This window comes from Candidatus Accumulibacter phosphatis, from assembly GCF_000024165.1.
Taxonomy (GTDB): Bacteria; Pseudomonadota; Gammaproteobacteria; order Burkholderiales; family Rhodocyclaceae; genus Accumulibacter; species Accumulibacter phosphatis.
Genome location: NC_013194.1, coordinates 1,980,734 through 1,993,000 on the forward strand (window position 1 = coordinate 1,980,734; position 12,267 = coordinate 1,993,000).

Below are 12,267 nucleotides of genomic sequence, written 5' to 3' on the forward strand. Positions count from 1 at the left end.
GGTCCGCTCAGTAGAGGTAGGAGAGCCAACTCATCAGCCGAATGTAGCCTGCGCCGAGCAGATTCATGACGAAGTTGTCGCCGGTGAACACCATGACCTCGGCTTGACCGCCAATGCGTACGCGTTGCAGACGTTCGCGTTCCGCAGCGTCGAACTCGACCGTCACCGGGAAACGCTGCGCCTGACGCAGCCAGTCGCGGCTGTTCTGGATCGTCGGCAGTGTTCCCGCCTGCGCCTGCTGGCCGGAGCTGACGCCGCTACCGATGCTGCGTACCCGGCCCTTCAGTACCTCACCGGGCAGCACGTCGAGGACGATGGCTACCTCGTCGCCGGGGTCGATATTGCCGAGGTTGTTCTCGGTCATGTCAGCGTTGATCCAGAGGTCGTGGATCGCGATCAGCGTCATCGCCGGTGTGCCGGCCTGAGCAAAGTGGCCGACGTCGGTGCGCAGGTCGGTCACCAGACCGCGGCCGGGGGCGACCACCCTGGTGCGCGCCAAATCCAACTCGGCCTTCTCGGTCGCCGAACGCGCGCTACGCAACTGCGCGTTGTCGTCACCGGCGTCGCCGGCGGCTTCCTGGGCCTTGCGCAGGTCGGCCTCGGCGGCCTTTTCCTTGCTGTGCGCTTCGATTCGGGTGGCCTGCGCGACCTCCAGTCGGCGCACCGATATCGCACCGGGATCCTCGGCGTAGAGCGCTTCCTGCCGCGTCGCATCCTTGTCGGCCTTGATTTGGTTGGCCTGTGCCGCCTGCAGCGAGGCGCGCGCGGCTTCCACGGTCGCCACCGAGGCATTGACCGAACGGCGTACCGACTCGTAGTCCGAGCGACTGCGCTGCAACGCGATCTGGTACTGGCTGGGGTCGATATCGAACAGCGGCTGCCCGTGCTGGACGTTGTCGTTGTTCTTGACGTGCACCGCCAGCACCTTGCCCGCCACCTCGGTGGCCACCGGCACGACGAAGGCCTGCACCCGGGCCTGCGAGGTGTGCGGGGTCAGACGGTCAGCAGCGAAATACCAGAGCAGGCTGGCGGCGATCAGCGCCAGCACGATGGTCGCGCCGACCCGCGTTCCTTTCCCGGGTGGTGCGGAAGATTCTTCGGGGGCCACGCCGGCTGGAGTTTCGTCCCGCTTCATTGCTTCGTCACTCATTGCTCGTCCGTCCCGGGTCCGATCAGTTGCGGGCCAGCGTCAGGCGCCGGCAGCGGTTCCCGCAGCAACTCCCGCCAGTCGCTGCGCTCACCCATGGTTTCTCGGGTCGCGTCGTCCAGTAGCGGGCGGCCACGCCCCGCCTGCCAGCCGCCGCCCATCGCCTTGTACAGGGCGACCAGACTCTGCGCGACGTTGCCCCGGTTGCTCACCAGGCGTTCCTGCTGACTGAACAGCGTTCGCTGCGAATCGAGCACCCGCTCGAAGTTGGCCAGGCCCTCGCGGTACTGGATGCTGGCAATCGCCAGCGAGCGCTTCGCGGCCTTGACCGCTTCTTCGAGAATGGGGACCTGTTCGCGGTTCTTGGCAAACCCCACCGCTGCGTCATCGACCTCGCGCGCCGCCTGCAGGACTGCTCCGTGATACTGTTCGTAGAGTTGCTGGAAGCGGGCATCCTGTACAAGCACCTCACCGGTCAGCCGCCCATGATCGAAGACGTTCCAGACGAGGCTGGGACCAACTCCCCAGGCGAGCGTCCGTGGCGACCCGGACAGTGACGTGGCCGACAGGCCGAGCGAGCCGAGCAGGGCGATCGATGGATAGAGATCGGCCACGCTTACCCCGATCAGCGCGGACTGGGCCGCCAGTTGCATCTCGACCGCGCGCACGTCGGGGCGGCGCCGCAGCAGATCGGCCGGCAGGTCGACGATGACCCCGAGTTCTGCCTGCGGGATCGTGTTCTTGCCGTCCGCCATTTCGGACAGTGGCCCGGGCGGCCTGGCAAGCACCACGCCGAGTGCATTCTGGGTTTGCCGCAGGCTGCCCTCGAGCTGCGGAATCGTGGACAGCGTGGCCAAGTACTGGGCCTTGGCCTGTTGCACGTCGAGCTCGGAGTCGTTGCCGTGCTTGAACAGGCGCTCGGTGATCTCCAGGCTGCGCTTCTGCAACGCGGCATTCTGATGGGCGATCTGCAACCGCAGCTCGAGGGTGCGGATCGCGCAGTAAAAGGTGGCGACTTGCGCCGCCATCAACACCTGCAGGTCGTCGTACTGCGCGATGCTGGCGAAGTAGCCGGAATCAGCGGCCTCGACGCTTCGCCGGAACTTGCCCCAGAAATCGATTTCCCAACCGATCGCCAGGCCGGCGTTGTACGCGGTCAGGGCGCTGTCCGGCCCGCTTGACCGTTCCTCGCCGGTGCGCAGAACCGTGCCGGTGATCTGCTGTTGCTGCGGATAGAGCAGGCTGCCGGCAATCATCAGCTGCGCGCGCGCTTCCAGGATGCGCATCCCGGCGGTTCGCACATTGGGATTGACGCGCTGGGCCTCAGCAATCAGCTGGTCCAGCACCGGGTCACTGAAGTTGCGCCACCACTCCTCGGTCTGCGCGCGCGGCTTGCCGCGCTGTTCAGCGTTCAGCGAATCGAGCGAGCCGCCCGACCAGCCAGGCAACCACGAAACTGCGGGACGCTTGAAGTCGGGTCCGACCGCCGCGCAGCCCCCGAGGAGCACGGCTCCAGCCATGGCGAGCAGGCGCCGGCCAGCTACGCCGGCAAGGCCTTGCCACACCGGCTCAGCCGGCGACGGAAGGCGAGTCGCCGGCAGCCTGCTGGCGCACCCGCTCGGGGTTGTCATCCACCCAGCGCATGAAAATCTGGTAGCCCAGGGCCAGCGCCGTCGCGCCGATGAACATGCCGAGAATGCCGCTGGTCGCCATGCCGCCGAGCGCCCCGATCAGGATCACCGGCATCGGCGCATCGACGCCACGGCCGAGCATGATCGGCTTCAGCACATTGTCGGCCATGCCGCCGACGACCAGCAGCACGCTGTAGGCGGCGGCCGGGACGGTGGCGTAGTCGCCGCTCGCCCAGATCCAGCCGATCACCGGCAGTGTGACCAGCAGCGCCGGCAACTGCGCGACGCCTAGAACGAGGACGATCACGGCCAGCAGGCCGGCGAACGGGACGCTGGCGATCATCAGCGAGACGCCGATGAGCAGCGCCTGGATACAGGCGATGCCGATGACGCCTGAGGCGACGGCGCGCACCGTCGCGCTAGACAGGTTGGTGAACTCCTTGCCGCGGGCCAGGCCGAAGACGCGCTCGAAGATGGCCTGCATTGCCTGGGCGCCCGATTCGCCGTAAGCCATCATGATGCCGGCGACGATGAACGCGAGGACGAACATCAGCAGGCCGCCGCCCAGGCCGGCGACGATGCCAAGTGCCTTGGTCGCAAGCTCGCCGATCTTGGGCTGCATGCTCTTGACCAGGGCCGGCAGATCGTCGTGCGCCTGCGACCAGATGGCATGCACCTTCTTGCCGACGACCGGCCAGGCAGCGACCTTCTCGGACGGTGCCGGCACCTCGAGCGTGTTGTCGCGGACACCTTTGACCAGTTCATGGACAGAGTCGCCGAACTGGCTGGCGAGCATGATCGTCGGCGTGACGATCACGGCGATGGCGACCAGCACGATCAGCGTCGACGCGAGTCCCTGTTTGCCGCCGATTCGCCCGGCCAGCATCTCGTGCAGCGGATAGATGGTGACTGCCAGGATCAGCGCCCACAGCATCATCGTCAGGAACGGCGAGAAGAAGTGGTAGCACAGCAGCACGAGCGCCAGGACGAGGCCGGTGCGGACGAAGACATCGAGCAGGCGGGCGGCGACTCGCTTTTCCAGTTCGCGATCGGTCTCGTGTGGTGCATCCATGGGAGGAGTCCTTTCCGGCGAAGGAGGGCATCGGCAGGCACAGGATGCGCCTTTCAATAAAAGGCCGAAGTGCTGCACGTCTGGCGATTCAAACGCATCAATCTAGCATGAATTCGTCAACCGGCGGGCGATTCGCCCGAGTCCGGCCATGACGAGCATCGGCAAGCGGCGTGCATATCCGCCGTTGGCGCCGGTTCGCGAGTTCCAGCGCACCCTCGCTGTCGCGCACGGCGCAACTCCACTCGATTCGGTCGCCGACAACAGGTCCGCACCATCGGGCAGGGGCGGCGAGATACGGCCTTGTTTCTTTCGCCCGAACGGGAGCCAAAACACCGAGGAGCGAAGCGCAGGTGGGTCCACCGGGTCGATGCGCCAATGCTCCAAACCGTGCCGGCGCCGGGGCTGATGCCGGGGCTGATGCCGTGCGGCGAGGTGCAGTCGATCCGGTGCACTCGGTCCTTGCCGTGGTGCGATTCCTGAAGGGGCTCGCGGTGCGCGCAATGTGGTGCGAGATGCGCCTGCCCGACCACATCTGGTGTCCGACGAACGAGTTTGCCCTGGAGCTTCGCCCCCCTTGGTCGGACGAGGCAGGCTCAGTCCCGGCGCTGAGAACGATCTTCTCCTCGTGCGGCAAGCCAAACCCGAACCAGTAGGGTAGGGTGGTGACGATCTGGAAGGAAACTAGCTGCGCGGCGACGGCGAGATGTCCCTTGGCCCCGCTCAAGTCGTCACCGGGCACGAGGACACTCAAGACCGCTAGGAGTAGCGTGGCCACGCCCGTCGTCCTGCCGATGAAAGGCTGAAGTCGGATGGCCAGCGTTTGCAATGCCCGCAGGATCGCCATCCCGGGCAGCAGCGGCAGCAGGATGACCATCAGCATGGATTTGGCGATGGTCCAGGGCCGGTCAGCCCCTTGACGATCGCCGGTACGGCGGAAGGCATGAAGATTAGCATCGCGGCCGACGACACCAGCATCCATGCCGCGGTGAAGCCGAGGGGTCCTCCGGCCCCGCTGACGATCACCGGGAGATCCGGTGCGCAGGGGGTCATCCGGATCAAGGAGGCCCGCCGCCTAAGGGCTGTCGAGCGGGATTGCCAGCGTGATGGCTTGGACTACAACGCCAGCCCCACGACGAAGCCGAAACAAGGCTATCGGTGCTGCCCCGTCGTGGGACGACCACACGGCCTGAGCGGCGCGATTCGCTTCCGGTGATTCATCAGGGGCTCTTGGGAACTATTTGACATTGACACCGCTTGATGGGGTTTCTATAGTGTAGTTGGCGTCATGGGCTTTCTGCTCTCGGCGGTTCAAGCACGCGAAGCTGTTGGCGCCTCCCTGAACTTGGGAAAGGAGGGTGTTCGGGCAACAGTCCGTAGTCCGGGCGAGGCATCGAGATAGTGAAGGTGCCAAGATCGACCCGTAGTCCCTCCCAGTGAGGACGCGCTGTAGCGCGCGTTCTCGTTTCAACCAAAGTGAAGAGAGGAAGCACCATGAAACGATTCGTTCGAGATGTTGCTGCAGCGATGCTGCTGTTTGGCGCCATGGGATTTGCGCAGGCCTTCGTGGTCGTCGCACCGGACCAGCCCGTTGCGGAGAAAAGTCAACTGGAGCTGTCGCAGGAGTGGTGGCGGTGGGCGCTGGGGGCTCCGAACTCGGGTAACCCCCTGCTGGACGAGGACGGCGTGTTCGCTCAGGTGGGGAACAACGGTCCGGTCTTCTTCGTGGCGGGTAGCATCTTCGGAGAGCCTACCGTGCGGACGTTCGCCGTGCCGGCGGGCCGGCCAATCTTTTTCCCAGTCATCAACAATCTCTTTATCGAGACTCCGCCTCCCGAGTGTGCTGGTTCCGTCGCATGCGCGCTGGCGCGGGTAAGCCCATTCATCGACGACGCGACCGCTCTCACGGCAACCCTGGACGGCCTGAACCTGCTTGCCGCAGGAGCATCCGGGTTTCGGCAGACCAGCAGTGCGTTCTTTTCGGTCGCCCTGCCCGACGACAACCTCTTCGGTGCGCCCAAGGGCAGTTATGACGCCGTCTCGGACGGTTACTGGGTCGCCGTGGAAGGCTTGTCAGCCGGTCCGCACACGCTGATCTTTGGCGCCACCTCGGGAGGTTTCTTGGTGGACGTCACCGCCAATCTGAGAGTTCCGGAGCCCGGCACGTTGGGGTTGGTGCTGCTGGGCGCTCTTGCCGCAACGGGCCGTCGCTTGCGGTTCGGGATTGGGGCGACTGCTTGACAGCCGGCATGTGCGCGAGCCGACTCCCTCGCCGCCTTGAGGGATGGCACGCGGCGGTCCTGCGCCGAGGCGACCGGACGGGCAGGAGGCGACGCCTGCCTTTCGGTTAGGTTTCTTGCCGACGGTGGTTGCCACGAACTGGTTGAAGCTCGTGCCATCGGGTGTGGCGCAGCGCGCAAGCTCGGCGTTGATCACACTGGACAGACGCAGCGGATAGGTGCCCTGTGACTTTATCGCCTGCCGATCCTCCGCAAGCCCGTGAGGGGCGCGAAGGCGTCGATACCAAATTGCCGGGCACCGGGCCGACGTCGCGTCGACTGAACGTGTCACATGACCGATGGCAGAGCCGGCATGAAGAAGAATCGCTGACCGGTTCATCGGTTCTTCGCTTCGTTCGAGGACGCGAACTGGGGGTATGGCCCCCGCCACGCGCCTTGCCGACCGCTCAGTAGGCGACCCCCTGCGCCTCGCAGAGGAACGCCATCAGCGGCGCGGCGGCGGCAAAGCGTTGCGCGGCAAGCCTGGTCAGATCCACGTCCGTGGCTTCGGCGAACGACAGCGGGGCCAGCGCGATGAAGTCCTTGCGCTTGATGTCGTCGATCGCCGGGTGGTCGACGGCATAGCCGCGCGGCGGGCGCCTCAGGCTCTCGCCGGCCAGCGTCCAGTGCGCGGCGAACTGCTCGTCGTCGCGTACGGCAAACCAGCGCTCCGGATGATCCGTGATGCGCGCGCGGATGACTGCGAGGATCGCCGACTCCGGATGCCAGCAACCGGCGCCGAAAAAGCATCCGTCGGTCGCGATGTGCAGGTAGAAGCCCGGCGCATGAACATCCTTGCCGGCTTCATGGCGGAACTGGATGCCGATGTTGGTCTTGTAGGGACGCTTGTCGCGGGCAAAGCGCGTGTCGCGGTGCACGCGCATCAGCGAGCCGCCCGTCCTGCGCGGCTCGGCGCGGAACTGCGGAGCGAACTTTTCCAGCTCGGGCGCCATCGCTGCGATGAAGGTCAGCGCCGGTTCGCGAACCAGCGCTTCGTAGCGCGTCTGGTTGGCTTCAAACCAGGCGCGCGCGTTGTTCGCCGCAAGTTCGTCGAGGAAGTTGAAGGTGGCCTGGCTGAACATGAACAGGGCTCCTTGACGGTAGTCTGCCTGGGAGGCGGGCGCCTCTTGCACGGATTGTTGCTCGCGGCGTTCGTCCTGTAAAGGCGATGTCCGCGACGGATGTGGGCAGGCGCGCAGGGAGCAGGGCGCGCGCGACGAGTGTGCTGGTGGCGCGTTGCTTGGCTCCAGCATCGCCAGCGACGCTCTCACGAGGATGTGCGAGCGGCCGAAGTCGAGGAGGCTCCGTTCCAGTCGAGGCCGAATCGGGTCAGGTACTTGCGCAGTCGATCGGCGTCATTGGCCTGGCTTTTCTGCAGGCGTGAAACGGCGAACAGCTGGCGACCCGCTTCCGAGAGACTGCCGGAGCGGCGGCAGACGTCGATCACCAGGTTGAGTTGGCCTCGGTCGAACAGGTCGAGCGCCTCGGCGCCGTCGCCGAGGAGTTGGCGGGCGGCGTCATCGCCGCCGGCGTCGGACCAGGCGCGGCGCAGGCAGGCGATCTCTTCGCCGACATCGACTTCGTTGATTCGTCCGCCTTCGGCGAGCGTCGCCATGCGCGTCACCGATGCCGACAGCTCGCGGAAGTTGCCGCGCCAGAGCGCTTGCGGCGAGCACGCGAAAGCCAGGAAGAGCCGTCGCGCTTCGGCATTGAAGCGGACCTGCTGCGCCTGCTCGCGCGCATGACGCCCGAGTTCGAAGTCCAGGTTCGGTTCGATGTCTTCGACGCGCGCCGCAAGGCCGGGCAGCTCGAATGTCCACAGGTTGATGCGCGCCAGAAGGTCTTCGCGAAAACGACCGTCGGCGACGCAGCGGCGCAGATCGCGGTTGGTGCCGGCGATGAGCTGAAAATCGCTGCCCGACTCACGGTCGCTGCCGAGCGGGAAAAAGCGCTTTTCCTCGACCGCCTTGAGCAGCATAGCCTGCTCGTCGAGACCGAGTTCGGCGATCTCGTCGAGGAACAGCAGGCCGCCATCGGCCGCGCGCAACAAGCCCGGGCGTTCGCTCTGGGCGCCGGTGAAGGCGCCGCGCACATGCCCGAAAAGGGTGGACATCGCCGCGTCGCCGCGCAAGGTCGCGCAGTTGACCTCGACAAACCGGCCGCCGAGCCGTTGCCGTTGTCGTTTCAGTTCATAGACCCGGCGAGCGAGAAAGGACTTGCCGGCGCCGGTCGGGCCGACCAGCAGCAGCGGTGCCCGCGACCGTCCTGCGACGCGTTCGAGGCGCTCGATCATCGCGTTGAAAGCGGCGCTGCGCGTCGCGATGCCGGATTTCAGGAAGGCCAGCGTGTCCGCCTGTTCGTGGCGAAACCGCTGCGCGATCTTGTCGTAGCGCGACAGGTCGAGGTCGATGATCGCGTAGGTCCCGGCACCACCGGCCACCTCCTTCTTGCGCGGCGGCGACATCTGCAGGAGGCGCGCCGGCAGAAAGCGCGCTTCGGCGAGCAGGAACCAGCAGATCTGCGCGACGTGCGTGCCGGTCGTGATATGGATCAGATAGTCTTCCTGCTCGGTATCGAAGGGATAGGCGCGGGCGAAATCGTGCAGGGTGGTGTACACCTCTTCGAAGTCCCACGGATCGTGCAAACCGATTTCGACCCGGCAGACCTCCGTTTCCGGCGATACGGCGGCGATGTCCAGAGCGACCCTCTCGGCCAGACCACGACTGCGATCGTCGTGCAGGAGGTGGAGACGGTGCACCAGCAAGTCCTCCTGTTGGCAAGCCGCCACCGTCGGGCGCCACTTCGCCCAGCGCTCAGCTCCCCGTCCACCGTAGTCGAGTTGCGTGCCGAGGAAGCCGATGACCACTGTCTTCTTCACAGCCTTATCTCTCCAGCTAAACCATTAGCGTAGATTCTATTGATACAGGCTGGCGGCGACAAGACGGCTGCCGGTCGGCGAGAGGTTTGTCGTTTTCCCACAGGGACTTGCACGATCTCGCAGAGGCCGCTCACGCCTGGCATGGCATTCGCTAAGCAATAGCCGAGCGCGCAGGCGCCGCAATGGCCCACGGGTCGGGGCTGCAGACCCCGCCGGTGCACGGCAACCGGGTTTCGATCTGTCGTTGGCGTGCATGCCGCCGTGGCGCACACGCTCGAGTGGCGGGCTCTGGTGAGTCCCGCCGGGTTCGATTCCCGGCCCGCCAGCCACTGGATAGCTCAATGGGTAGAGCAACCGTTTCGGCGGTGTGTCGCGGGTTCGACTCCCGCTCCAAAACCTGTCGTCTGACAGTGCAATTGCAAGACCCGCCGGTCGCGGTGTGCGCAAGCACCCGTCACCGGGTTGCTTCGGCACCTGCCCCGGATTGCCGGCAGGGCGCCGGTGGCGCAGGCGGTCGGCAAGGTCGCGAGCGTGCGCTGCACGCCGGCGGCGAGCCCGCCGCAACGCCCCGCGTGCTCCCCCGCCAGTCCCGGAAGGGTGGCCCCGGCAACTCGGTGCGCACCGGCAAATCGATGACAAGAAGAAAGGACAAGTCATGTTGCGACGTTTTGTGGTGAAGAAGAACGAATGCGGCGTCTTGCTGCGCGACGGCGACTTCGATCGCCTGCTCACGGCCGGACGCCATTACTTCGTCGATCCGCTGCGCCGTCTGGCGCTGCAGGTGTGGAAACTCGACGCGGCGATGAGCGACCTCAATCTCGTCGACTACCTGCAGCGGCAGCAACCGCAAACCGTCGCCGAGCACTTCGAGTACATGGTTCTCGGCGAGGATCAGGCCGGTCTGCGCTACGAGAACGAGGTTCTGGTGGAGATCCTGCCGCCCGGCGTGCGCGCCTGCTTCTGGAAGGGACTGGTGGCGCATCGCCTGGAGTGTATCGACCTGGCCGGGGAAACGGCGCTGGCCCCGGCGCTTGCCGCACGGCTGACGCAGCCGAACCTGCGCGCCCGGCCGGTAGGCGGACTCGCTGGGGTGCTCCTGCTGCCGGTACCGGCTTACCACCTGGGCGTGCTCAAGGTCGATGGCCAGGTGGCGCGCTTGCTGCAGCCCGGTCTGGCGGCCTTCTGGCGGTTCAATCGCGACGTGCAGGTCGAACTGGTCGATACCCGCCTGCAGACCATGGAAGTCGGCGGCCAGGAAATCCTCTCGCGCGACAAGGTGGGCCTGCGCCTGAATCTGGCGGCGACCTGGCGTTACACCGACGTGCTGCGTGCTTTTGCGAGCCTCAACAAGCCGGTCGAGCATCTGTATCGCGAACTGCAGTTTGGCTTGCGCGCCGCTGTCGGAACGCGTTCGGTGGACGAGCTGCTGGACAACAAGCAGATCATCGACGAGGTGGTGAGCGCGCATGTCGCGCGCAAACTCGACGGCTTCGGCATCGAGGTCGGCGCGGTCGGCGTCAAGGACATCGTCCTGCCGGGCGAGATGAAGACCATCCTGGCGCAGGTCGTCGAGGCGCAGAAGTCGGCCGAGGCGAACGTCATCCGCCGGCGCGAGGAAACGGCGGCGACGCGCTCCTTGTTGAACACCGCCAAGGTCATGGAAGACAACCCGACCGCACTGCGCCTGAAGGAGCTGGAAACGCTGGAGCGGGTCGCCGAGCGGATCGACCGGATCTCGGTGTTCGGTGGGCTCGACGAGGTGCTGAACGGTCTGGTGAAGATCGGCCGCAAGTAGCGCGCCGGGACGAGCCAGCATGGACTGCAGGCAAGGTGTCGGCCGCCAGGGCCGACTACGGCGTTTGCCGTAACATCGCGGTGTGCGCCGCAAGAGAAAGGAGCAAACCATGGAACAGGGGATCACCCCGGAAGCGTCGATCGAAACCCTCCGGGTGCCCGGCGCGGCGCCGATCAAGATGTGGACCGAAGGCGTGCCGGTCGAGGAGGAAGCGCGTCAGCAGTTGATCAATACCGCGCGCCTGCCTTTCATCTTCCGCCATCTGGCGGTGATGCCGGATGTGCATCTCGGCAAGGGCTCGACGATAGGCAGCGTCATCCCGACGCGCGGCGCGATCATCCCGGCGGCGGTGGGCGTGGACATCGGCTGCGGAATGATCGCCACGCGCACGACGCTGGACGCCGCCGACCTGCCCGACAATCTGCATGGCCTGCGCAGTGCCATCGAGCGCGCCGTCCCGCACGGGCGCACGGTCGGCCGCGGCCGGCGTGACGAAGGCAGCTGGGAGAACCCGCCGGATCTGGTCAACGCGCACTGGGCGGTGTTGTTGCCGCGCTTCCAGCGCCTCGTCGAGAAATACCCGCGCCTGAAGAGCACCAACAACCACAAGCACCTGGGTACGCTGGGCACCGGCAATCACTTCATCGAGGTGTGCCTCGACGAGGCCCAGCGCGTGTGGCTGATGCTGCACTCCGGGTCGCGCGGCGTCGGCAACGCCATTGGCTGCACGTTCATCGAACTGGCGCAGGCGGACATGCGGCAACATCTCGCCAGGCTGCCGGACCGCGACCTGGCCTATCTCGAAGAAGGCAGCGCGCACTTCGCCGACTATGTCGAGGCGGTCGCCTGGGCGCAGGACTACGCCCGCCACAACCGCGCGGCGATGATGGCCAACCTGATCGCCGCCGCGCGCACGGCGATCGGCAAACCTTTCGCTGTCGACGTCGAAGCGGTGAACTGTCATCACAACTACGTGCAGAGAGAAACGCACTTCGGCGCCGAGATCTTCGTCACCCGCAAGGGCGCGGTATCGGCCCGGCAGGGCGAACTGGGCATCATCCCCGGGTCGATGGGCGCGCGCAGCTACATCGTGCGCGGCCTCGGCAACCCGGAGTCGTTCTGCTCGTGCAGCCACGGCGCCGGCCGCGTCATGAGCCGCAACGAAGCCCGCCGCCGCTTTACCGTCGCCGATCAGGAACGCGCCACCGCACACGTCGAATGCCGCAAGGACAAGGACGTCATCGACGAGATCCCGATGGCCTACAAGGACATCGACGCGGTGATGCACGCGCAGCGCTCGCTGGTCGAAGTGGTGCATACCCTGCGGCAGGTGGTGTGTGTGAAGGGCTGAACCATCGGTCGGTCGGCGGCGAGGCACCGGCAGTGACGATGGACCCCTGCGCCCGCTGCGCGCGGTGCGCAGTCTCGACTATCGTCGGCAAGGGCGCTGAGCTTTTCTCCTCGATCG

At 66.1% G+C, this 12,267-nt stretch carries 9 protein-coding genes and 1 tRNA gene; 4 read left to right on the forward strand and 6 right to left on the reverse strand.

Features of this window, described 5'->3' with window-relative positions; all coding sequences use genetic code 11:
* Window positions 1-7: 7 nt before the first annotated feature.
* The 4 genes from CAP2UW1_RS08740 to CAP2UW1_RS08755 form a co-directional block, all read right to left on the reverse strand.
* The gene (locus CAP2UW1_RS08740) at window positions 8-1,150 is read right to left on the reverse strand and encodes an HlyD family secretion protein (RefSeq protein ID WP_015766273.1); all 1,143 of its coding nucleotides are present in this window, start codon (window positions 1,148-1,150) and stop codon (window positions 8-10) included.
* The gene (locus CAP2UW1_RS08745; protein ID WP_049778652.1) at window positions 1,147-2,667 is read right to left on the reverse strand and encodes an efflux transporter outer membrane subunit; all 1,521 of its coding nucleotides are present in this window, start codon (window positions 2,665-2,667) and stop codon (window positions 1,147-1,149) included. Before CAP2UW1_RS08745 ends, CAP2UW1_RS08740 begins: the two co-directional genes overlap by 4 nt.
* A gap of 49 nt (window positions 2,668-2,716) precedes the next feature.
* Entirely contained in the window at window positions 2,717-3,850 is a 1,134-nt protein-coding gene (locus tag CAP2UW1_RS08750) for an AI-2E family transporter (protein WP_015766275.1), read from the reverse strand.
* A gap of 97 nt (window positions 3,851-3,947) precedes the next feature.
* Window positions 3,948-4,829 (reverse strand): hypothetical protein, encoded by an 882-nt coding sequence (locus tag CAP2UW1_RS08755; protein ID WP_199931611.1) that lies wholly within the window; start codon window positions 4,827-4,829, stop codon window positions 3,948-3,950.
* 512 nt (window positions 4,830-5,341) lie between these two features.
* Here CAP2UW1_RS08755 and CAP2UW1_RS08765 point away from each other — a divergent pair.
* Window positions 5,342-6,088 carry a PEP-CTERM sorting domain-containing protein gene (locus CAP2UW1_RS08765; RefSeq protein WP_015766278.1) on the forward strand — a complete coding sequence of 249 codons (747 nt, stop codon included), beginning with the start codon at window positions 5,342-5,344 and terminating at the stop codon, window positions 6,086-6,088.
* A 445-nt stretch (window positions 6,089-6,533) separates the two neighbouring features.
* On the opposite strand, the gene CAP2UW1_RS08770 is transcribed toward CAP2UW1_RS08765, so the two are convergent.
* Window positions 6,534-7,208, reverse strand: coding sequence for a DUF2461 domain-containing protein (locus CAP2UW1_RS08770; protein ID WP_015766279.1), 675 nt, complete (start codon window positions 7,206-7,208; stop codon window positions 6,534-6,536).
* A 185-nt stretch (window positions 7,209-7,393) separates the two neighbouring features.
* On the reverse strand, window positions 7,394-9,004 hold the full coding sequence (gene rtcR, locus CAP2UW1_RS08775) for an RNA repair transcriptional activator RtcR (RefSeq protein WP_015766280.1): 1,611 nt from the start codon (window positions 9,002-9,004) through the stop codon (window positions 7,394-7,396).
* A 331-nt stretch (window positions 9,005-9,335) separates the two neighbouring features.
* Here rtcR and CAP2UW1_RS08780 point away from each other — a divergent pair.
* The 3 genes from CAP2UW1_RS08780 to CAP2UW1_RS08790 all read left to right on the forward strand — a co-directional run bounded on the left by CAP2UW1_RS08780 (window position 9,336) and on the right by CAP2UW1_RS08790 (window position 12,150).
* Window positions 9,336-9,397 (forward strand) — tRNA-OTHER (locus CAP2UW1_RS08780).
* Between the two features lie 262 nt (window positions 9,398-9,659).
* Window positions 9,660-10,799 (forward strand): slipin family protein, encoded by a 1,140-nt coding sequence (locus CAP2UW1_RS08785; protein ID WP_015766281.1) that lies wholly within the window; start codon window positions 9,660-9,662, stop codon window positions 10,797-10,799.
* A 109-nt stretch (window positions 10,800-10,908) separates the two neighbouring features.
* Window positions 10,909-12,150 (forward strand): RtcB family protein, encoded by a 1,242-nt coding sequence (locus CAP2UW1_RS08790; RefSeq protein ID WP_015766282.1) that lies wholly within the window; start codon window positions 10,909-10,911, stop codon window positions 12,148-12,150.
* Window positions 12,151-12,267 lie beyond the last annotated feature (117 nt).